Genomic DNA, 19,946 nt, shown 5'->3' on the forward strand with positions numbered 1-19,946 from the left:
CCTGCTTCTTTCTGGTTGAAAATACTCCGGGGGAATTGGCCGGAAGGCCAAGGGGGGCAGCGCCCCGTTTCAATGTCCGCTGGCAAACGGCGCTGCGTCGCCCCATAGCTGCGCCACCCTTGCGTCCCGTCCGCAAGCCTGGCGGTAGCGTTTATAGGCTTCCGCCTGCCGCTTGGGCCCGAATCGGGTGAACACCAGACTCTCCCCCTTGTAGTAGTCCTGGTGATAGTCTTCGGCCTCATAAAAGGTCTTCGCCGGCAAAACCGGCGTCACGATCTCTTGCCTCAGAACCTTCTGCGCCGCGGCTTTGACCCTGCTGGCCAGTGCTTCTTCGGCCTTGTTTGAGACAAAAACTGCTGTCCGGTAACTTTCGCCGCGGTCGCAGAACTGGCCGCCCCCGTCAGTCGGATCAACCGAACGGAAGAACATTTCCAGCAGCCGCTCCCGGGACACTTTTGCCGGGTCGAAAATGATTTGCACCGCCTCGTAATGACCGCTGCCGCCGCGCGTCACGTCCTTGTAGGTCGGGTTCTCGATAGTGCCGCCGGTGTAGCCGGAAACGGCTTCAATCACCCCCGGCACGCCCTCAAAATCGCTTTCCACGCACCAGAAGCAGCCGCCGGCCACGGTCAGCACTTTGGTGGGCTGAGCCTGCAGCGGATTGGTTTGCGCCACAATGCCCATGGCAATCAGCCCCATCAGGGTCAAGGGTTTCAGTCTCTCCAGAACACGCATCTCCGCCTCCATCCTGCTTTGATGCCACCCTGCCGGCAGTATCCGCCTCGCTCAAGCCGGCAGCGCAGGCTTTCACGGACAGGTGACATCACGTTATTGCTTGGAAATTGGATCCAATATTACTAACGTGCTGCCAGCAGGAGGTTTCCATGACCAAAAAGATGAGCACTCACCAAGCCGAAGAAGATCAGCGCAACGAGGAGATCATGATCTATTTGAACGGTGAAATTGTTCCCAAGGCCGAGGCCAAGGTGAGCGTTTATGACAGCGGTTTCATGCTGGGCGATGGTGTCTGGGAGGGGCTGCGTCTCTACAATGGCAGCTGGGCATTCATTGACGAGCACCTGGACCGGCTGTTCGAGGCCGCCAAGGCCATTGATCTGGACATCGCTCTGGACCGGAAAAGTGTCAAAAACGCAGTGTTAGAGACACAGAAAGCAAATGGCATGACGACGGACGCCCATGCCCGTCTGATGGTCACGCGGGGCGTAAAGACCCGTCCGTTCCAGCACCCCTCGCTATCCCGGCAGGGTCCGACCATGACCATCATCATGGAGCACTCGCGGCCCGATCTGCCGCGCCCGATCAAGCTGGCCACCGTCCCACATATCCGCGGTTTGCCGATGACCCAGGATCCCAAGCTGAACTCGCATTCCAAACTGAACTGCATCCTCGCCTGTATCGCGGCGGAGAAAGCCGGTGCGGATGAGGCATTGATGCTGGACGTGAATGGCTTTGTGAACACCACCAACGCCTGCAATTTCTTCATTGTGCGCAAGGGCGAGGTTTGGACCTCGACCGGGGATTATTGCATGAACGGAATCACCCGTCAGAAGGTGATCGATCTGTGCCGTGAAAACGGGATCCCGGTATATGAGCGGAATTATTCTCTGGTGGACACCTACGGAGCGGAGGAAGCCTTTCTCACCGGCACTTTCGGCGCACAGACCCCGGTAGGGGAAATCGACGGGCGGCAGATCGGCAGTGGACAGATGGGTCCCGTGACAGAGCGCCTCCGGGGCCTTTACAAGCAACTGATTGAAAAGGAGTGCGCGTGATGCGGATTGCCATGTGGTCAGGCCCGCGGAACCTGTCGACGGCGATGATGTATGCCTTTGGCAACCGCGGCGATTGCGCGGTGGTCGATGAGCCGTTCTATGCTGCCTATCTGGCGATGACCGGTCTCGACCACCCGATGCGGAGTGAAATTCTGGACAGCCAGCCGCAGGATCCCGAAACGGTAGCCCAAGCGCTGCAGGGGCCGGTGCCGGGGGCCAAGCCGTACTACTACCAGAAGCACATGACCCAGCACATGATCCCCGGCGTGCCGCGGGACTGGATGCGCGAGGCGGCCAATGTCTTTCTGATCCGCCATCCGGCGCGGGTGATCGCCTCCTACGCAGCGAAACGGGAGAACCCTACGCTGGAGGATATCGGCTTCCGCCAGCAGGCAGAGCTGTTTGAACTGGTGCGCGGCTGGGGGCAGGCGCCGGTGGTGGTGGACAGCCACGATATCCGCGCCGACCCGGCGGCCAAGCTCGAGCAGCTGTGCGAGGCGATCGGGCTGCCCTATTCGCCAAAGATGCTGAACTGGCCCAAGGGCGGCCACAAGGATGACGGCGTGTGGGCGTCGCATTGGTATGGCGCGGTCTGGAATTCCACCGGATTTGCCGGCGCCGAGGGCCCGTTGCCGGAGGTTCCGGAGGAGCTGCAGCCGGTTTTGAAAGCGGCGATGCCCTGTTATGAGCAGATGAAAGCCGTGAAGATCTGATAGAAAGAGGGGACTTTGCCCCCTCGCGCCTGCAGCGATCACCCCCCAGGATATTTCCAGCCAGAAGAAGATGTTCAGCCGATCAGCTTGCTCAGCTTCATGGCGACCCCCATATCGCCGGAAACCTTGATTTTGCCCATCATCACGGCGGTCATCGGATTCAGCTTGCCGGCGAGCAATTTTTGCAGGTTGTCCGCGGACAGGCGAAGAGTGCAATCGGTGTCGCGGTCCAGTGTCGTGGCATCGCCTTGGGCGAGCACGATGACGCCGTCGCCGCCGCAATCGAATTTCAGTGAGCCGTCGAAGCTTTTACCAGCCAATCCTTCGCGGATGCCTTCTGCGATATCTTGAAGCGCCATGTTTTCCTCCCTTGCCTGACGTGAGCGTTAGGCAGGCAGGGCGGTGCGGGCAATGTTTACCTGGGGAGAAGCGGGCGGATTACCCGCCGGCAAGCGCGTTCTGGGTGAGCGGGCAGGCATGGCCATCGTAGAAGGCGTCAAGCACCTGCTGAAACTCCACCGGCGCGCTGGGTACAGCAGCAAACAGCGTCATCGAAGAGCGCAATTTCTTGGCGTCGACGCCGCCGAGGATTTGCTCGGGCGCTTTGTCCTTGTGGGACAGCATAAGCTGGCTGACCTCGATCAGGCGGGCGCGCAGTTTTTCGTGGTTCAGAAAGGCGGTGGCCTCCGCCAGGTCCTCGATCCCGTAAAGCTGCGCCATGTGGGAGCGTCCGAGCTCGGCCAGCTGGGGAAAGACGAACCACATCCAGTGGCTCGTCTTCTGTCCTGCCGAGAGTTCGCTCAGGACCGCCGCCCAGACGGTGTCCTGAGCCTCGACGAACATATCCAGCTCTTCCGCGAAATCGTCCTCGAATTCGCCGTCCATGCCTTCGTGATCGCTCACTTCTTGATCCGGCGCCCGCGGGCGGCCAGCAGCTTGAGGCGCAGGGCGTTCAGCTGGATGAAGCCTGCGGCGTCCTTCTGGTCGTAGGCGCCGGCGTCTTCTTCAAAGGTCACATGCGCCTCGGAGTAGAGCGAGTTGTCCGACCAGCGGCCCACGGTGGAGGCCAGGCCCTTGTAAAGCTTCACGCGCACGGTGCCGGAGACAAACTCCTGGCTCTTGTCGATGGCGGCCTGCAGCATTTCGCGCTCGGGGCTGTACCAGAAGCCGTTGTAGATCAGCTCGGCATACTGCGGCATCAGCTGGTCTTTCAGGTGCATCGCGCCGCGGTCCATGGTGATCGACTCGATGCCGCGGTGGGCTTCCAGCAGGATGGTGCCGCCCGGGGTCTCGTAGATGCCGCGGGACTTCATGCCGACGAAGCGGCCCTCGACCAGGTCGAGGCGGCCGATGCCGTGCTTACGGCCGTATTCGTTGAGTTCGGTCAGGATGGTTGCCGGGCTCATCGCCTCGCCGTTGATACTGACCGCGTCGCCCTTTTCGAAGCCGATTTCGATGTATTCGGGAGTGTTCGGCGCCTCTTCGGGATGCACGGTGCGCTGGTAGACGTAATCGGGCGCTTCCTGCGCCGGGTCTTCCAGCACCTTGCCTTCGGAGGAGGTGTGCAAGAGGTTGGCGTCGACCGAGAAGGGGGCTTCGCCGCGTTTGTCCTTGGCGACCGGGATCTGATGCGCCTCGGCGAATTCCAGCAGCCTGGTGCGCGAGGATAGGTCCCATTCGCGCCAGGGCGCGATCACTTTGATGTCGGGGTTGAGCGCATAGGCCGCCAGTTCGAACCGCACCTGGTCATTGCCCTTGCCGGTGGCGCCATGGGCAACCGCATCGGCGCCGGTGGCTTCGGCAATCTCGACAAGACGCTTGGAGATCAGCGGGCGGGCAATCGAGGTGCCCAGCAGATAGAGCCCCTCATAGACCGCATTGGCGCGGAACATCGGGAAGACGAAGTCGCGGACAAATTCCTCGCGCACATCCTCGATGAAGATGTTTTCCGGCTTGATGCCCAGCATTTCCGCTTTCTTGCGGGCCGGGTCCAGCTCCTCACCCTGGCCGAGATCGGCGGTGAAGGTGACAACTTCGCAGCCGTATTCGGTCTGCAGCCATTTCAGGATGATCGAGGTGTCGAGGCCGCCGGAATAGGCGAGCACAACTTTCTTGGGCGCGGACATGGAATTCCCTCTCAGGTCAGAACGCCTGCGGCGTAGCGGGTTTTGCCCGGAAGGGCAAGGTTTTCCGGGGTTTCCTAATCAGCTGGGCACGCATAACGTGTGCGTCAAAACGGAACAATCTTTTGGAGAAGGCCCGTATGAAAGGCTGGAGTATTTTCGTCCATTCAGTGGGAATGGTGACGCGGAACATTAGATGGGCGGTGCGGATTGCCCTGGTACCGGTGTTGGTCGGGTTCGGGCTGATTTATGCGGTTCTCAGCTCGGCCGGCATGTCGATTGCTGTCCTGGCTGACGAGGATGCGGTGCGGGAGGCCATGCTGTCTGGAACACTCGGGACGTCATTCTTTCTGGCGACATTAATCCTGCTCGTGGTCGAGCTTTGGGTTTTCGTGTCCTGGCACAGGTTCATTTTGCTGGAAGAGTATCCAGAAGGCTGGTTTCCCCGTTTCCGGGGTGGTCGGATACTCTCCTATCTAGGGCACGGCTTGCTCATGGGTCTGCTTGCGGTCCTGCTCATGATTCCAATGTTTGCGGTCTTCTTTGCTTTAGCTATGGCAGCGGGAGAGACAGGGAGCGGACTGTCGATGCTTTTTGCCTTTGGCTATATCATCTTTCTCCTCATCGCGATGTACCGGTTTTCCCCGATTTTACCGGCGGCGGCTATTGGAAAACCACTCAAGATTAAAGAAGCTTGGCAAGCGACAACCGGCTCAGGAGGAACGATTATTCTGGTTATGGTCCTGCTGGGTGCCATGCAGTTTGCGCTGCAAATTGTAACTGGGCTGTCGATAGCCGTCTTTGCACCGCTTGGGTTTGCCTTTGCCGGGCTCACCATGCTGGTGATGACTCTCGTCAATGTCAGTGTCTTAACCACATTCTATGGCCACTACGTCGAGGGCCGCCCGGTCTGACATCCGGTATTCTTATGTATGCGGTGCAGCCGCCCCTTGCCTTGGGGGCGGGGTTGCGCCACTGAATGTGCCATGAGCGATTTCAAGACCCAGGCCCGCGCCGCTGAAAAGGCGATGCGCGATGTGTTCCCTGCAACGCCGCTGCAGCGCAATGTGCACCTGTCCGAGCGTTTCGGCGCCGATATCTACCTCAAGCGCGAGGATCTGAGCCCGGTCCGCTCCTACAAGATCCGCGGCGCGTTGAATGCGATGCGCAAGCAGCCGGATCAGGAGCTGTTTGTCTGCGCCTCGGCCGGCAACCATGCGCAGGGCGTTGCCTTCATGTGCCGCCACTTGGGCAAGCGTGGGGTGATCTTCATGCCGGTCACCACGCCGCAGCAGAAGATCCAGAAGACGCGGATGTTTGGCGGCGGCAATATCGAGATCCATCTGGTGGGCGACTACTTTGACATCTGCCTGGCTGCTGCGCAGGAGTGGTGCGCCAAGGAAGGCGGGCATTTCCTGTCTCCTTTCGATGATGCCGATGTGATCGAGGGACAGGCCTCAATCGCGGTGGAGATCGAGGCGCAGCTGGGCAAGGTGCCGGATCATGTGCTGCTGCCCGTTGGCGGCGGCGGCATGTCGGCGGGAGTCTCCTCCTGGTTCGGTGACCAGGTGCACAGCCTGTTTGTGGAGCCTGACGGCGGCGCCTGCCTGCGGGCGGCGCTGGTGGCGGGCAAGCCGGTGCCGCTGGATAGGGTCGACACTTTTGTCGATGGCGCTGCAGTGGGGCGGATCGGCGATCTGCCGTATGATATCCTGAAGGATGTGCCGCTGCCGGATGTGCTGGCCATTGCCGAAGACCGGATCTGCGCCACCATCATCGAGATGCTGAACGTCGAGGGTATCGTGCTGGAGCCGGCCGGCGCGCTGTCGGTTGAGGCGCTGCAGGATGTGCGCTCCTGGATCCGCGGCAAGACCGTGGTCTGTGTGACCTCCGGCGGGAATTTCGATTTTGAACGCCTGCCTGAGGTCAAGGAACGGGCGCAGCGCTACTCCGGCGTGAAGAAATACTTCATCCTGCGGCTGCCGCAGCGGCCCGGCGCGCTGAAAGAGTTCCTGGGTATCTTAGGCCCGGAAGACGACATTGCCCGTTTTGAATACATGAAAAAGTCGGCACGCAATTTCGGATCGGTGCTGATCGGGATCGAAACCAAGCGGCCGGAGAACTTTGAGCAGCTGTTTGCGCGGCTGGATGCCGCCGGGATGACTTTCACGGATATCACCCAAGACGAGACATTGGCGCAATTCGTGATCTGAGGCCCAAGGCGGGGATCAGAATTTTTCCGACAGGCCGGCCAGAAAAGCGGACTTCGAATCCTGGAATTTTGCAATGATAGAGGCAACGTCGACGCCCTGAGCCTGACCTTGTGCGGACTTCCGCTCGCCGTCCAGGCACAAGGCGGAAAAGTCCTCAAACCCCAGGTTGAGGGCGCTGCCCTTCAGAAAATGCAGATCCTGTTCGAGCTGGCTCCGGTCGCCGTCATGCAGCTTGCCGATAACCTCCTCAACCTCTTCGAGAAAGATTTCAACAACTTCCCCGAAATCCTCGGCCCCAACTTCTTCCCGCAGCTCGGTAACACGCGGCCAGTCAATCATGTGTCTCGTCCTTACGGTCAGTCGCCTTGTGCAATTTCTTAAGTTGAATGCAGTAAAAATATAGTGAAATAAAGGAGGAAGCTCAAATTTTAGGTTTCACCGCCTGTTAAATTTCTGGACCGATAGTATCACAAGTTCAACAGATTTTGCCATTTGTGAGGTGCCCTCGGTGCTGCCAGAACGTTCGATTGACGACGAGGACCAGACAGTGGCCGGATCAATACGCCGTGTGCTGGTTGTTGATGACAGCCGCCTGCAAAGACGCATCCTTGTGGCTTCACTCAAAAAATGGGGTTTTGAGGTTGTTGAGGCCGAGAGCGGCGAGGCGGCGATGGAGATCTGCCGGGGGGAAACGCCGGACTTGATCCTCAGCGACTGGATGATGCCGGGCATGAACGGGCTGGATTTCTGCCGTGCCTTCCGCGCCCGCTCCAGCGAGGACTACGCCTATTTCATTCTACTGACCTCCAAGAGCGAAAAGAACGAGGTAGCCGAGGGGCTTGACGCCGGCGCCGATGACTTTCTGACCAAACCGGTCAGCTCGGACGAGTTGCGCGCACGCATCTCCGCGGGCGAGCGGATCCTCAGGATGCAGAGGGAACTGTCCGAAAAAAACCGCATCGTGTCCGAAACCCTGGGAGAGCTGCAGCGGGTGTATGACGCGATCGACAAGGATCTGATCCAGGCGCGAAAGATCCAGGAATCTCTGGTGCCGGAACTTTCCAAAAGCTTTGGTTCTTCAACCGTCAGCCTGCTGCTGAAACCCTGCGGCCATATCGGAGGCGATTTGGTGGGGATGTTCTGCCCGGGTGTTAACCGGATCGGCTTCTATTCCATTGACGTTTCCGGCCACGGAATCACCTCTGCGATGATGACGGCGCGATTGGGTGGCTACCTGTCCTCGAATTACTTCGACCAGAATGTCGGGATGGAGAAGCGGTTCAATCGCTTCTATGCCCTGCGCCAGCCGGAGGATGTGGCCAGCCTGCTGAATGCACGGCTGATCGCAGATACCGGCATCGAGGAATACTTCACCATGGCGTACTGCATCGCTGACCTGCGCAGCGGTGTCGTCAAGATGGTGCAGGCCGGCCATCCGCATCCGCTGCTGCTGCGCAAGACTGGTGAACTGGAGTTCATCGGCAAGGGCGGCGTGCCGGTGGGGCTGGTTCCCGATATCAGCTACAGTCAGGAGGAATTCATCATGGAACGCGGCGACCGCCTGCTGCTTTTTTCTGATGGATTTACCGAAGCGCGGCTGGAGGACGGCTCGATGCTCGAACCCGAAGGCCTGCTCGAACTGGTTCAGAAATGCGGGGCCGGGCAGAGCGGCAAGGAGTTTCTTGATGATCTCTACTGGCACCTGACCCAGGTGATGAGCAAGGAACACGGTCTTGAGGACGATGTCTCGGCCACCTTGTTCGAATACCAGGGCCCTTGAACCGCCGCCACATCCTGTCCGAAGATATCCCGGCCTAGGCTGGGATTATGTGCTTTCGGAGTTTGGTCGGGCAGCTGCCCAAACACGCAGGTTACAGGTGTGCTGCCATCCGGGCCGCGAAATGGCGGTCGCCGGCATTGCCGAGCCGGAGGGCGGCTTCCTGCGGATCCATCCATAGCGCTTCATGGCCGGCCTCCAACGGCGGACCGATCCGGCGCAGCGGGCGGGCAACATAGATATGACACAGCTTTTCGGCCCAAAGATCGTATTCCGGCATATAGGCAAAGCGCCGGAATACACCCAGTTTGCGCGGGGCGGAGATTTTCCAGCCGGTTTCCTCAAACACCTCGCGGTGCAGGGCGGGAATCGGCGATTCGCCGGGGTCGATGCCTCCGCCCGGCAGTTGCAGGTCGGGACCAGGGTCGTACTGGCAGGTGATCAGCAGCTTGCCGTCCCGCGGCAGCAGCGCGTAGGCCCCTGGCCGTCTCCGGTAGTATTGGCCCCTTTTGGGGGTCTCGCCAAATCGCCTGATCACGGCTCGGCCTCTTCACTCTGGTGTCAGTTTTCCTATATAGCCCCGGTATGCCAATCCCCGGCGCGTAAGGAAACCCCATGACTCTTGGTTCGAAAATCGCGTGGGACGACACCGTCCTGCCCTTCCAGCTCGATGCATCGGACATGCGTGGCCGTGTGGCACGTCTGGACGGTGTTCTGGATGGTATTCTGAAACAGCATAATTATCCATTGGTGGTTGAGGCGCTGGTCGCCGAGATGGCGCTGCTGACGGCGCTGATCGGCCAGACCATTTCGCTGCGCTGGAAGTTGTCGCTGCAGGTGCAGTCCAAGGGCGCGGTGCGGATGATCGCAACCGATTACTACGCGCCGCAAAAGGAAGGCGAGATCGGCCAGATCCGCGCTTACGCCAGCTTTGACCGCGACCGGCTGACCGATGGCGATCCGTTTGAGCAGGTTGGCGAGGGGTATTTTGCCATCCTGATCGATCAGGGCAATGGCTCCAAGCCCTACCAGGGCATCACCCCGTTGTCAGGCGGCTCGCTGCGCGCCTGTGCCGAGGCATATTTTGCCCAGTCTGAACAGCTGCCGACAATGTTCAAGCTCAGCTTTGGCAAGTCCTCCGAGCCGGGTGTGGCAGAGCATTGGCGCGCCGGCGGCATCATGCTTCAGAGCATGCCAAAAGCATCTCCCTTTGCTGCGCAAGGAAAAGGGTCGGGAGAGGTCCTGAAGGCGAGCGATCTTGTCTCCGGCGACCAGGAGGAAAATTGGAATCGGGCCGCCATTCTCCTGAATACCGTGGAGCCGTTGGAGCTAATCGGGCCATCGGTATCCCCGACCGACCTGTTGATCCGGTTGTTTCACGAGGAACAACCGCGGGTTTATGACTTTCAGGCAGTCCGTTTCGGTTGCACCTGCTCCGAGGACCGTGTTCGCCAAAGCCTTTCGATTTATTCAGCCAAGGACATAGGCACCATGACGAATGAGGATGGCCGGGTGACGGCCGATTGCCAGTTCTGCGGTGCGCATTATGACCTGGATCCGGCAAGCGTGGGTTTTGATGCGGACAAGCCGTCTGGTGAGTAAGGCTGCACGGTATCTTACGGACAGAATTACCGCCGCGCTGAAACATCAGGGCGGCGGCTCGTCCGATTTTGATCTCAACCCCGGTACCGAGCTGCCCGAAGGGCGCAAACTGCGGCCGGCCGGGGTGCTGGTGCCTATCACCATCGCGTCCGGCACACCGCGGCTGATCCTGACCAAACGCTCGTCGGCGCTTAAGCATCATCCGGGCCAGATCGCCTTCCCCGGCGGCAAGGTAGACGCGGGCGACGCGGATACCTGCGCCGCCGCCCTGCGCGAGGCTTGGGAAGAAATCGGTCTGCCGCAGGACCTGCCGCAGATCATCGGCTGCCTGCCAGAGCATGAGACTGTAACCGGCTTTCTGGTGACGCCGGTGGTGGCGCTGATCCGGCAGGATTTCACCGCGCGTCCGGAAGCGGGGGAGGTGGCGGAGGTCTTTTCCGTGCCGTTGGCGCATGTCCTGAAGCCGGAAAACTACATTATCGAATCGCGCCGCTGGCGCGGCCGCCGCCGCCGCTATTATACCGTACCCTATGGGCCCTATTACATTTGGGGTGCCACTGCGCGGATGCTGCGCGGCTTTGCGGCACGGATGGAGAACGAATGCGGATTGACCAGCCCTGGTTGAAGGACCGGGCAACTCAGGCAGTATGCGAGGCCGTTGCGGCAGAGGGCGCGCAGGTTTTGTTTGTCGGCGGCTGCGTGCGCAACGCGCTGCTGGGTGAGCCGGTGTCCGATATGGACATCGCCACCGATGCGCAGCCTGAGAAGGTGATGGAACTGGCTGCCCGGGCCGGGATCAAGGCGGTGCCGACCGGGATCGGCCACGGCACCGTGACTCTGGTCAAAAACGGCATCCCGCATGAGATCACCACTTTCCGCAAGGATGTGGCGACTGACGGCCGCCGCGCGGTGGTGGCGTTTTCAGCCGATATTGCCGAGGACGCCCGCCGCCGGGATTTCACCATGAATGCGATCTATGCGCGCCCCGATGGGGAGGTCGTCGACCCGCTGGGTGGCATGACGGATCTGCACAAACGCCGAGTGCGTTTTATCGGCACTGCTCAAAACCGGATCCGAGAGGATTACCTGCGCTCCTTGCGCTATTTCCGCTTTCACGCCTGGTATGGCGACCACGCAGAACGCTTTGATCCGGATGCGCTGGCTGCGATTGCGGCGAATCTGGACGGGCTGGCCTCGCTGTCCAAGGAGCGGGTCGGGGCTGAGCTGCTTAAGCTGCTGGCGGCACCCGATCCTGCGCCTTCGGTTGCGGCGATGCGTCAGACTGGCGTCCTGGCGCAGATTCTGCCCGGTGCTGACGACCGGGCTCTGGCGCCCCTGATTCATCTGGAGTCCGGCCGTGCAGCATCCGGCATCCGCCGCCTTGCCGCGCTGGGCGGCGACGGCCTGCAGGAGGCCTTGCGGCTGAGCAAGGCGCAGGCCTCTCATCTGGAGGTAATCCGCAATGCCGCGGCTGGCACTGCCGGGCCAGGGGAACTGGGCTACAGGCTGGGCGCGGAGCAGGCGATGGATGCGCTGCTGCTGCGTGCTGCCCTGCTGGAACAGCCGCTTTCTCCTGGTTTCGAGACTTATATTGCCGTGGGCGCAGGCGCGGTTTTCCCGGTGAAAGCCCGGGATCTGCTGCCAGATCTCAAGGGGGCGGTACTGGGAGCAACGTTGAAGAAACTGGAGGCGGATTGGATTGCATCAGGGTTCACTCTCAGCCGCGCTCAACTGCTGGCCACCCTCCGCTGACAGGAGGTGTCAGCAGCGTCACAACCTTGGGGGGTGACAAAACGGAAAATCTTGCGTAGCCATAGGGCAGCCACCACATGACGGAGGAATGCTGATGTATTACGGGATCTGGTTTCTCTAACGCCTGAGACCCTGCCCGTGTGACGTGGGAGCCTTGGGCGGCCCGCTGTCTGCATCTGTTTTCTGAATTGCTCGAACGCCTGGAGCACCCGCATGTTTCGTTTTTTTGAAAACCTCATTGACCCTTATTGCGCCTACCCCGAGACCAACACGCCGCCGACGCGGCTGTGGCCGTTCCTGCGCGGCTACTCCAAGCCGTTCAAAACCGTCTTTATCCTGACTGCATTGATGTCGGTGGTGGTCGCCGGGATTGAGGTCGGGCTGATCTATTACATGGGCCGGATTGTCGATCTGATGTCCGATACGCCCGCCGAAGTCTGGAAGGAGCATGGGACTGAACTGATCCTGGTCGCCCTGTTCATCCTCTTGCTGCGGCCGCTGATACAGTTCATGGACGTGGTGCTTCTGAACAACGCGATCCTGCCGAACTTCGGCACGCTGATCCGCTGGCGTGCGCATAAACACGTGCTGCGCCAGTCGGTGGGCTGGTTCGAGAATGATTTTGCCGGCCGGATCGCCAACCGGATCATGCAGACCCCGCCCGCCGCGGGGGAGGTGATATTCCAGGTCTTTGACGCTATCACTTTTTCGCTGGCCTACCTGGCGGGCGCCGCGGTGCTGCTGTGGGTCGCTGATGCGCGGCTGATGCTGCCGCTGGCAATCTGGTTTGCCCTCTATGCCGTCCTGGTGATGTGGACCGTTAAACGGGTCGGGCCGGCCAGCCAGGCGTCGTCTGATGCGCGCTCCACTGTGACCGGGCGGGTGGTCGACAGCTATTCCAACATCCACTCGGTCAAGATGTTTGCCCATCACGACCGCGAGCTGACCTATGCCCGCGATGCGATCGAGAACACCCGGAAGACGTTCCAGACAGAGATGCGCATCTTCACCATCATGGATGCGGCGCTGGTCACGCTGAACGGACTGCTGATCGTTGGCGTCGTCGGCTGGGCGGTGATGCTGTGGACGCAAGGGACCGCCTCTGTGGGGCTGGTGGCGGCGGCCACTGCGCTGACCCTGCGGCTCAATGCGATGACCGGCTGGATCATGTGGGCGCTGACCTCTTTCTTCCGCCAGCTGGGGGTTGTGGCGGAAGGCATGGAAACCATTGCCCAGCCCATCGACCTGGTGGATGCCGCCAATGCGGAACCGCTGCGGCTCACCGAGGGGGAAATCGAGCTGCGCAACCTTTCGCACCATTACGGGCGCGAGGCCGGCGGGCTGGACCGGATCAGCCTGACCATCCGGCCGGGCGAAAAAATCGGCCTGATCGGACGCTCTGGTGCCGGCAAATCGACCCTGGTGAAGCTGCTGTTGCGGTTCTACGACGCTGAGAGCGGCCAGATCCTGATCGACGGCCAGGACATCCGGGGCATCACGCAGGACAGCTTGCGCAGTCATATCGGCATGGTGCAGCAGGACAGCGCGCTGATGCACCGGCCGGTGCGGGACAACCTGCTATATGGCCGTCCGGACGCAACCGAAGAGCAGATGGTTGCTGCCGCCAAGCAGGCGCAGGCGCATGAGTTCATTCTCGATTTGGAGGACCCGCAGGGCCGCAAGGGCTATGACGCCCATGTGGGCGAACGTGGAGTGAAACTGTCGGGCGGCCAGCGCCAGCGGGTGACGCTGGCGCGGGTGATCCTGAAGGACGCGCCGATTCTGGTGCTGGACGAGGCCACCTCTGCGCTCGATTCCGAGGTCGAGGCGGCGATTCAGGAAACGCTTTACGGCATGATGCAGGGCAAGACGGTGATCGCCATTGCACATCGGCTGTCCACCATCGCGCAGATGGACCGTATCCTGGTGATGGATCAGGGCCGTATAGTTGAAGAAGGCACCCATGAAACGCTATTGCAGGCGCAGGGGCTTTACGCACAGCTCTGGGCGCGCCAATCCGGCGGCTTCCTGAACATCGAGGCAGCAGAATGAACATTGGCAACCTGATCGACGCCTTCCGCCCGGCAGAGGGCCCGCCGCCGCAGCAGCTGGGGGCCTTCCTGCGCTGGTGCCTGGCCGGCGCCTGGCCGATGCTGCTGCTGGCGGCGGCGTTTTCTGCGCTGGCCGGCGGGATGGAGGCGGGCACCGCCTTTATCCTGGGCCTGGTGATCGACACCGCAATTGCCAGCGGCCCGGAGCAGTTCTTCGCGGCTGGCAATGTTGCGGTGATTGCGCTGGCACTGGGTTTCTTCCTGTTTGTGCGCCCGGTGCTGTTCGGATTGTCCGCGGCGTCCAACTCGATCATCGTCGGCCCGAATGTAAACCCGTTGGTGCTGTCGCGTCTGAACCGCTGGACATTGGGCCAGTCGGTACGATTCTTTGACGAGGACTTTGCCGGCCGCATTGCCCAGAAACAGATGCAGACGGCCAATGCGGTGACTTCGGTGACGACGGAGGTCATCAACGTTGTTGCTTTTGCGCTGGCGTCTCTGGCAGGCTCCTTGGCTCTGCTCGGCTCAATTGATGCCCGGATCACCGCGGTATTTCTGGTCTGGCTGGCCGGTTATTTTGTATTGATCCGCTGGTATCTGCCGCGCATCCGTAAACGGTCCGGCGCCCGCGCCGGCGCGCGGGCTACGGTCACCGGGCAGGTCGTGGATTCGATTACCAACATCAAGACGGTCAAGCTGTTTGCCCATGCCGACCACGAGGAACGCACGGCCCAGGACGCGATGGTCACCTTCCGCGAAAAGGCGCTTCATTTCGGTTATCTGGCTGCCGGTTTCCGGTTCTGCCTGATGTGCCTGGCCGGCATCCTGCCGGTGCTGCTGATTGGAGCCACCCTGCTATTGTGGCAGTCCGGCACGGCAACGGAGGGCGACATTGTGGCCGCCGGCGCGGTCTCGATCCGCATTGCCCAGATGACAGGCTGGGTCAGCTTCACGCTGATGGCGATCTATTCCAACGTTGGCGAGATCGAGAATGGCATGAAGACCCTGTCGGTCCGCGACCGGGTGGAAGACACATCTGATGCCCAGCCGCTGGAAGTGAACGAAGGCGGGATTGAGTTTGGCCAGGTGGAGTTTGCCTATGGGCGTGATGTCGGCGGGGTGCAGGGCATCAGCCTGACCATTCACCCAGGCGAAAAGCTGGGCATTGTCGGTGCCTCCGGGGCCGGGAAATCGACACTCGTTTCGCTGCTTCTCAGGCTCTATGAAGGGGAAAATGGCCAGATTCTGATCGATGGCCAGGATATTTCAACGGTCACCCAGAACTCGCTGCGCAGCCAGATTGGCATGGTCACCCAGGAAACGGCGATGTTCAACCGCTCGGCGCGGGAGAACATCCTCTATGGGCGGCCGGATGCATCTGAAGAAGACCTGCTCGCTGCGGCGGAGAAGGCCGAGGCGCATGAGTTCATCATGGAGCTGCAAGACGGGCAGGGACGCGTCGGCTATGACGCTTACCTGGGCGAGCGCGGGGTGAAACTCTCTGGCGGGCAGCGGCAGCGGATTGCGCTGGCCCGGGCGATCCTCAAGGACGCGCCCATTCTGGTGCTGGATGAGGCCACCTCGGCGCTGGATTCCGAGGTTGAGGCCGCGATCCAGACAGCGCTGCACCGGGTGATGGAAGGCAAAACGGTGCTGGCGATTGCCCACCGGCTGTCGACGCTCAGCGAGATGGACCGGATCATCGTGATGGAAAAGGGCCGGATCGCCGAGAGCGGCAGCCACGAAGAGCTGTTGGCCAAGGGCGGGCTCTACGCCACCTTCTGGGCGCGCCAGTCGGGAGGCTTCATCTGCACCGAGGAAGAGCAGACTGCGGCGGCTGAATAAAAGTTCCGGCGCATTTTGCTTTTGCTGATCCCCGTGCCGCGCTATTGAGCGGCCATGACTGACGCAGCCAGAACCACAGCAACGATCAGCCGGCTGGGCCATCAGGGCGATGGCGTCGCCGATGGCCCCCTGTTTTCCCCGCGCACCCTGCCGGGGGAGACCGTCTCCGGCATTGCCGAGGGCAGCCGGTTGACCAATGTCCGCATCGAGACACCTTCGGAACACCGGGTACAGCCGCCCTGCCGCCACTACAAATCCTGTGGCGGCTGCCAGTTGCAGCATGCCAGCGATGCCTTTGTGGCGGCGTGGAAGACGGATGTAGTGCGCAATGCGCTGAGTGCGCAGGGGCTGGCGACGGAATTCCGCCCCATTCACACTTCGCCGCCCCAGTCCCGCCGCCGGGCTACTCTTGCGGTGCGGCGCACCAAGAAGGGGGCTATGGCCGGGTTTCATGGCCAGGCGTCGGATGTCATTACAGAAATCCCCGATTGCCAGCTGCTGGAACCGGCCCTTTTGGCGGCGCTCCCGGTGGCGGAGGCGCTGGCCATGGCCGGAGCCAGCCGCAAGGCGCCGCTGGCGGTGACGGTCACCGCGTCGGACGCCGGTCTTGATATGCTGGTCCGGAATGGCAAGCCTTTGGACGGGCGACTGCGTATAGAACTGGCGCAACTGGCCGAACAGCACCGGATTGCCCGGCTGACCTGGGAGGATGAACCGGTTGCGATGGAGCAGCCGCCGGTGCAGTCCTTTGGCGCGGCCCGGGTCTGCCCGCCGCCGGGCGCTTTCCTGCAGGCCACCCGCGAGGGCGAGGCGGCCCTGCTGGCAGGCGTGCTGGAAATCACCAGGGGCGCCAAGCGGATTGTCGATCTGTTTGCCGGCTGCGGAACTTTCTCGCTGCCATTGGCACAGGCGGCCGAGGTTCATGCGGTGGAAGGCGAGCGCAGTATGCTAGACGCGCTGGATGCCGGCTGGCGCAAGGCCAAGGGATTGAAAAAAGTTACCACCGCCACCCGCGACCTGTTCCGAAATCCGCTGCTGCCGGAAGACCTGAACCCGTTCGGCGCCGCCTTTGAGGCGGCGGTGATCGACCCGCCTAGGGCCGGGGCCGAGGCGCAGATTGCGCAGCTGGCCAAGGCGCGCACCCCGGCGGTCGCCTATGTGTCCTGCAATCCGGTGAGCTTTGCCCGGGATGCCAAGGCATTGATCTCGGCGGGCTATTGCCTTGACTGGGTCCAGGTTGTTGACCAGTTCCGCTGGTCGGCCCATACGGAACTGGTTGCACAATTCACCCTGGAAGACTGAGATGACAGATACCCAAGCAACTCCTCCGACCCGCCGTCTGGCGGCCATACTGGACAGTGAATGGTTCGGCCGCTTTATCACTGCTGTCATCCTGGTCAATGCGGTCACGCTGGGGTTGGAGACTGCACCCTCAGTCATGGCCAGGGTCGGCGGGCTGATTCATCTTATCGACTATGCCTGCCTGTCGGTTTTCGTGGTGGAGATTCTGGCCAAGCTTTTCGTGCGGCGGCTGCGGTTTTTTCTGAACGGCTGGAACGTTTTCGACTTCGTGATCGTCGGTATCGCACTGGCGCCAGGAACCCAGGGGCTTTCGGTGCTGCGGGCGCTGCGCATCCTGCGGGTGCTGCGAGTGATTTCGGTTGCACCGAGGCTGCGCCGGGTGGTCGAAGGCTTCATCACCGCGCTTCCGGGGATGGGGTCGGTTTTCCTGCTGATGGCGATCATTTTTTATATCGGATCGGTGATCGCCACCAAGCTGTTCGGCCAGGAATTCCCGGAATGGTTCGGCGATCTGGGCCTCAGCGCCTATTCCCTGTTCCAGATCATGACGCTGGAAAGCTGGTCGATGGGGATTGTGCGCCCCGTGATGGAGGTGCATCCGCACGCCTGGGCTTTCTTTGTGCCCTTCATCATGGTGACGACCTTTGCGGTCGTGAACCTGCTGGTCGGCCTGATTGTGAATTCGATGCAGGATGCGCATGGCGAAGAAGAGGGTGAGCGCACCGATGCCTACCGGGACGAAGTGCTGAGCAGGCTGGAAACCATTGAGCAGAAGATTTCGGGTTTGGCCGCTTCCGACAGGAAAATGTGATTTTTCTTAATGCCGGTTTCGCGGTATGGGCTGGTTAGAGGCAAATAAGAAAAACAGGCTTAATAATGAACAGAAGGGCATTTGGTATCAGTGCGGCTGCGAGCTTTGCACTGGCAGGCTGCAGCAGCTCGGGCAACGCGGTGAACAGGTTTCAATTTTATGAGGGCCCCAAGGTCACATCGGTTGTGATCAACAAAGGGGCGCGCAAGCTGTACCTGTTGCACAATGACGAAGTCCTGCGGGAATATGAGGTCGAGTTGGGCTTTGCTCCGCTGGGGCACAAGCAGGTCGAAGGTGACGGAAAAACCCCGGAAGGCACTTACGTTATCGATCGGCGCAACCCCAACAGCCGCTATCACCTGTCGGTAGGGATCTCCTATCCGAACACCCAGGACCGGGCGAACGCAAGCGCGCAGGGCAAACGGCCTGGCGGGGAGATATTCATCCACGGGCAGCCGAACAACGCTAAGGAGCGCAAGCGGGCGGCGCGGGTGGATGACTGGACCGCGGGCTGTATCGCAGTGTCAAACGAAGCGATCGAAGAGATCTACGCCATGGTCCAGGACGGCACTGCCATCGCATTGCGGCCTTGAACGGGCAGTCGAGCGCTCCCGCGCCTGCAGTTGCGCCGGCAATGCCGGCGCCCTGAGGTTCAGCTCCCCATTACCATTGTCCACCAGATCTTGCCGCTCGGTTCCTGAAACCAGGAAAAGCCCATGTTCGCCGCCTTGGGGTCGAGGATCACCGCACGGGTGGCAGGCCGTTCCAGCCAAGCGGTCAGCGTTTGCTGCTCGTTTTCATAGGTTTCCGAAATGTTCTCGCCCAGCAGATTGCCTGTGTAGCCTGCACGGGCGACCCGGTCCAGCGGCGAGGAGCCGTCGGAGCCGAAATGCCAGGGCCGGTTCTGAACCGACATATCGCGCGAATGTGTGGCAGCCGCCGCGGTCAGTTCGGCGTTCAGCTGGACCGGTTGCGCGCCGGCAGCCTGACGCAGTGCGTTAACGGAATCGAGCATCCGGATTTGCACCTTGTCTGCATTCCTGATGCGGTAAGATCCACCGGATTCTGTCGCAGGGGTACAGGCCGCCGCCACGGTTAGAATTGCAGCAGCCATCAGCAGAAAAACGCGATTCATCTTTGCTCTCTCGCTCTGTCAGTTGCTGATGCATTTATCCTTCCTGTGGCACAGGTGCAAACAGACCGGCAGAAATATGCAGATCCACCTGACGGATTGATTTGCGACTGCGGCTTTCCGGCCATAAAATGGCGCCACTCTGGATCCTGATTGCGCAAGTTGGAATGAACAATGCCCCGAATCCCATTTGACAGCTTCAGCAGGCGGCAATTTCTTGCCGGCGGCGCTGCTCTAATTTCCTCCTCCGCCCTGGCGCAGGAGGAGGGCGATGAGGCTCAGCAGGCCTTCGATCCGCTGCGCCCGCCTCCGGAGCCGGAACCGCCGGTCCAGCGCAATATTTCCGCTTTCCGCGCCAAATCCTGGAAACCCTATTTCGACAACCTGCGAAATGGGGCGATTCTCGTCGATATCGACAGCCGGGCGCTGCATTACTGGTCCCCAGACGAGAGCACCTACAAGCTGTTCCCGTCTTCCGTGCCGTTGTCTGATGATCTCACCCGCCGCGGCCGAACAAAAGTCGTGCGCAAAGTGGAAGGGCCGGGCTGGGCACCGACTCCCAACATGCGCAAGCGCAATCCGGAGTGGCCCGCCTACATCCCGCCGGGCCCGGATAACCCGCTTGGTACCCATGCGCTGTACCTCAGCTGGAAGTTTTATCGGATCCACGGAACCCATGATACGCGCAAGATCGGCCGCAAGTCCTCGAACGGATGCATCGGGCTATACAATGAGCATATCGCGCAGTTGTTCAGCCTGGCCAAAGTCGGCACTCAGGTGTTGCTAATTTGACGACACGCGCGCGGGCGCTAAGCTGTTAACTATAACAAGC

At 61.0% G+C, this 19,946-nt stretch carries 21 protein-coding genes; 14 read left to right on the forward strand and 7 right to left on the reverse strand.

Annotated elements, in window-relative coordinates:
• Positions 1–69 precede the first annotated feature (69 nt).
• A complete protein-coding gene (msrA, locus tag OKQ63_RS20180; protein ID WP_264211799.1) occupies positions 70–735 on the reverse strand; it encodes a peptide-methionine (S)-S-oxide reductase MsrA in 666 nt (221 codons plus the stop codon).
• Between the two features lie 149 nt (positions 736–884).
• Between msrA and OKQ63_RS20185 the strand changes: the two genes are divergently transcribed.
• Together OKQ63_RS20185 and OKQ63_RS20190 are read left to right on the forward strand one after the other, a co-directional pair.
• Positions 885–1,793: a D-amino acid aminotransferase gene (locus OKQ63_RS20185; protein ID WP_264211800.1), complete on the forward strand. Its 909-nt coding sequence runs from the start codon at positions 885–887 to the stop codon at positions 1,791–1,793.
• On the forward strand, positions 1,793–2,506 hold the full coding sequence (locus tag OKQ63_RS20190) for a sulfotransferase-like domain-containing protein (RefSeq protein WP_264211801.1): 714 nt from the start codon (positions 1,793–1,795) through the stop codon (positions 2,504–2,506). Before OKQ63_RS20185 ends, OKQ63_RS20190 begins: the two co-directional genes overlap by 1 nt.
• Before the next feature lie 74 nt (positions 2,507–2,580).
• Here OKQ63_RS20190 and OKQ63_RS20195 read toward each other — a convergent pair whose 3' ends face one another.
• The 3 genes from OKQ63_RS20195 to OKQ63_RS20205 form a co-directional block, all read right to left on the reverse strand.
• Positions 2,581–2,865 (reverse strand): SCP2 sterol-binding domain-containing protein, encoded by a 285-nt coding sequence (locus OKQ63_RS20195; protein ID WP_264211802.1) that lies wholly within the window; start codon positions 2,863–2,865, stop codon positions 2,581–2,583.
• A gap of 79 nt (positions 2,866–2,944) precedes the next feature.
• Positions 2,945–3,409, reverse strand: coding sequence for a DUF1810 domain-containing protein (locus OKQ63_RS20200; RefSeq protein ID WP_264211803.1), 465 nt, complete (start codon positions 3,407–3,409; stop codon positions 2,945–2,947).
• Entirely contained in the window at positions 3,406–4,632 is a 1,227-nt protein-coding gene (locus tag OKQ63_RS20205) for an argininosuccinate synthase (RefSeq protein WP_264211804.1), read from the reverse strand. The genes OKQ63_RS20200 and OKQ63_RS20205 overlap by 4 nt, the downstream gene beginning before the upstream one ends.
• A gap of 137 nt (positions 4,633–4,769) precedes the next feature.
• Here OKQ63_RS20205 and OKQ63_RS20210 point away from each other — a divergent pair, with 137 nt between their 5' ends.
• Positions 4,770–5,543: a hypothetical protein gene (locus OKQ63_RS20210; RefSeq protein WP_264211805.1), complete on the forward strand. Its 774-nt coding sequence runs from the start codon at positions 4,770–4,772 to the stop codon at positions 5,541–5,543.
• Positions 5,544–5,615: 72 nt separating this feature from the next.
• On the forward strand, positions 5,616–6,842 hold the full coding sequence (gene ilvA / locus OKQ63_RS20215) for a threonine ammonia-lyase IlvA (RefSeq protein WP_264211806.1): 1,227 nt from the start codon (positions 5,616–5,618) through the stop codon (positions 6,840–6,842).
• Between the two features lie 15 nt (positions 6,843–6,857).
• On the opposite strand, the gene OKQ63_RS20220 is transcribed toward ilvA, so the two are convergent.
• Positions 6,858–7,181 carry an Hpt domain-containing protein gene (locus OKQ63_RS20220; RefSeq protein ID WP_264211807.1) on the reverse strand — a complete coding sequence of 108 codons (324 nt, stop codon included), beginning with the start codon at positions 7,179–7,181 and terminating at the stop codon, positions 6,858–6,860.
• Positions 7,182–7,350: 169 nt separating this feature from the next.
• On the opposite strand from OKQ63_RS20220, the gene OKQ63_RS20225 reads away from it, so the two are divergent.
• Positions 7,351–8,622, forward strand: a complete 1,272-nt coding sequence (locus tag OKQ63_RS20225; protein WP_264211808.1) for a PP2C family protein-serine/threonine phosphatase — start codon at positions 7,351–7,353, stop codon at positions 8,620–8,622.
• A gap of 91 nt (positions 8,623–8,713) precedes the next feature.
• Here the strand turns inward: OKQ63_RS20225 and OKQ63_RS20230 are convergent, their stop codons facing one another.
• Positions 8,714–9,157 carry an NUDIX hydrolase gene (locus tag OKQ63_RS20230; RefSeq protein ID WP_264211809.1) on the reverse strand — a complete coding sequence of 148 codons (444 nt, stop codon included), beginning with the start codon at positions 9,155–9,157 and terminating at the stop codon, positions 8,714–8,716.
• A gap of 77 nt (positions 9,158–9,234) precedes the next feature.
• On the opposite strand from OKQ63_RS20230, the gene hslO reads away from it, so the two are divergent.
• From hslO to OKQ63_RS20270, 8 genes are all read left to right on the forward strand, one after another.
• A complete protein-coding gene (gene hslO, locus OKQ63_RS20235; protein WP_264211810.1) occupies positions 9,235–10,221 on the forward strand; it encodes an Hsp33 family molecular chaperone HslO in 987 nt (328 codons plus the stop codon).
• Entirely contained in the window at positions 10,196–10,846 is a 651-nt protein-coding gene (locus OKQ63_RS20240; RefSeq protein ID WP_264211811.1) for a CoA pyrophosphatase, read from the forward strand. The genes hslO and OKQ63_RS20240 overlap by 26 nt, the downstream gene beginning before the upstream one ends.
• Entirely contained in the window at positions 10,822–11,973 is a 1,152-nt protein-coding gene (locus OKQ63_RS20245; RefSeq protein WP_264211812.1) for a CCA tRNA nucleotidyltransferase, read from the forward strand. Before OKQ63_RS20240 ends, OKQ63_RS20245 begins: the two co-directional genes overlap by 25 nt.
• A 213-nt stretch (positions 11,974–12,186) precedes the next feature.
• Positions 12,187–14,025: an ABC transporter ATP-binding protein gene (locus OKQ63_RS20250; protein WP_264211813.1), complete on the forward strand. Its 1,839-nt coding sequence runs from the start codon at positions 12,187–12,189 to the stop codon at positions 14,023–14,025.
• A complete protein-coding gene (locus OKQ63_RS20255; protein ID WP_264211814.1) occupies positions 14,022–15,869 on the forward strand; it encodes an ABC transporter ATP-binding protein in 1,848 nt (615 codons plus the stop codon). The genes OKQ63_RS20250 and OKQ63_RS20255 overlap by 4 nt, the downstream gene beginning before the upstream one ends.
• A gap of 54 nt (positions 15,870–15,923) precedes the next feature.
• A complete protein-coding gene (locus OKQ63_RS20260; RefSeq protein WP_264211815.1) occupies positions 15,924–17,171 on the forward strand; it encodes a class I SAM-dependent RNA methyltransferase in 1,248 nt (415 codons plus the stop codon).
• Position 17,172: 1 nt separating this feature from the next.
• On the forward strand, positions 17,173–17,982 hold the full coding sequence (locus OKQ63_RS20265) for an ion transporter (protein WP_264211816.1): 810 nt from the start codon (positions 17,173–17,175) through the stop codon (positions 17,980–17,982).
• A 65-nt stretch (positions 17,983–18,047) separates the two neighbouring features.
• A complete protein-coding gene (locus OKQ63_RS20270) occupies positions 18,048–18,575 on the forward strand; it encodes a L,D-transpeptidase family protein (protein WP_264211817.1) in 528 nt (175 codons plus the stop codon).
• A 59-nt stretch (positions 18,576–18,634) separates the two neighbouring features.
• On the opposite strand, the gene dalA is transcribed toward OKQ63_RS20270, so the two are convergent.
• Positions 18,635–19,117: a divisome-associated lipoprotein DalA gene (gene dalA / locus OKQ63_RS20275; RefSeq protein WP_264211818.1), complete on the reverse strand. Its 483-nt coding sequence runs from the start codon at positions 19,115–19,117 to the stop codon at positions 18,635–18,637.
• A 171-nt stretch (positions 19,118–19,288) separates the two neighbouring features.
• Here dalA and OKQ63_RS20280 point away from each other — a divergent pair, with 171 nt between their 5' ends.
• Complete coding sequence (locus OKQ63_RS20280; RefSeq protein ID WP_264211819.1) at positions 19,289–19,906, forward strand: L,D-transpeptidase; 618 nt, start codon at positions 19,289–19,291, stop codon at positions 19,904–19,906.
• Positions 19,907–19,946 lie beyond the last annotated feature (40 nt).

Source organism: Leisingera thetidis, assembly GCF_025857195.1.
Taxonomy (GTDB): domain Bacteria; phylum Pseudomonadota; class Alphaproteobacteria; order Rhodobacterales; family Rhodobacteraceae; genus Leisingera; species Leisingera thetidis.

Coding starts and splice junctions, on each gene's coding strand:
- OKQ63_RS20270 (WP_264211817.1), top strand. CDS start 18,048: ATGAACAGAAGGGCATTTGGTATCAGTGCGGCTGCGAGCTTTGCACTG.
- OKQ63_RS20220 (WP_264211807.1), bottom strand. CDS start 7,181: ATGATTGACTGGCCGCGTGTTACCGAGCTGCGGGAAGAAGTTGGGGCC.
- OKQ63_RS20245 (WP_264211812.1), top strand. CDS start 10,822: ATGCGGATTGACCAGCCCTGGTTGAAGGACCGGGCAACTCAGGCAGTA.
- OKQ63_RS20280 (WP_264211819.1), top strand. CDS start 19,289: ATGCCCCGAATCCCATTTGACAGCTTCAGCAGGCGGCAATTTCTTGCC.
- OKQ63_RS20185 (WP_264211800.1), top strand. CDS start 885: ATGACCAAAAAGATGAGCACTCACCAAGCCGAAGAAGATCAGCGCAAC.
- OKQ63_RS20260 (WP_264211815.1), top strand. CDS start 15,924: ATGACTGACGCAGCCAGAACCACAGCAACGATCAGCCGGCTGGGCCAT.
- OKQ63_RS20265 (WP_264211816.1), top strand. CDS start 17,173: ATGACAGATACCCAAGCAACTCCTCCGACCCGCCGTCTGGCGGCCATA.
- OKQ63_RS20205 (WP_264211804.1), bottom strand. CDS start 4,632: ATGTCCGCGCCCAAGAAAGTTGTGCTCGCCTATTCCGGCGGCCTCGAC.
- msrA (WP_264211799.1), bottom strand. CDS start 735: ATGCGTGTTCTGGAGAGACTGAAACCCTTGACCCTGATGGGGCTGATT.
- ilvA (WP_264211806.1), top strand. CDS start 5,616: ATGAGCGATTTCAAGACCCAGGCCCGCGCCGCTGAAAAGGCGATGCGC.
- OKQ63_RS20250 (WP_264211813.1), top strand. CDS start 12,187: ATGTTTCGTTTTTTTGAAAACCTCATTGACCCTTATTGCGCCTACCCC.
- dalA (WP_264211818.1), bottom strand. CDS start 19,117: ATGAATCGCGTTTTTCTGCTGATGGCTGCTGCAATTCTAACCGTGGCG.
- OKQ63_RS20190 (WP_264211801.1), top strand. CDS start 1,793: ATGCGGATTGCCATGTGGTCAGGCCCGCGGAACCTGTCGACGGCGATG.
- hslO (WP_264211810.1), top strand. CDS start 9,235: ATGACTCTTGGTTCGAAAATCGCGTGGGACGACACCGTCCTGCCCTTC.
- OKQ63_RS20255 (WP_264211814.1), top strand. CDS start 14,022: ATGAACATTGGCAACCTGATCGACGCCTTCCGCCCGGCAGAGGGCCCG.
- OKQ63_RS20210 (WP_264211805.1), top strand. CDS start 4,770: ATGAAAGGCTGGAGTATTTTCGTCCATTCAGTGGGAATGGTGACGCGG.
- OKQ63_RS20240 (WP_264211811.1), top strand. CDS start 10,196: ATGCGGACAAGCCGTCTGGTGAGTAAGGCTGCACGGTATCTTACGGAC.
- OKQ63_RS20195 (WP_264211802.1), bottom strand. CDS start 2,865: ATGGCGCTTCAAGATATCGCAGAAGGCATCCGCGAAGGATTGGCTGGT.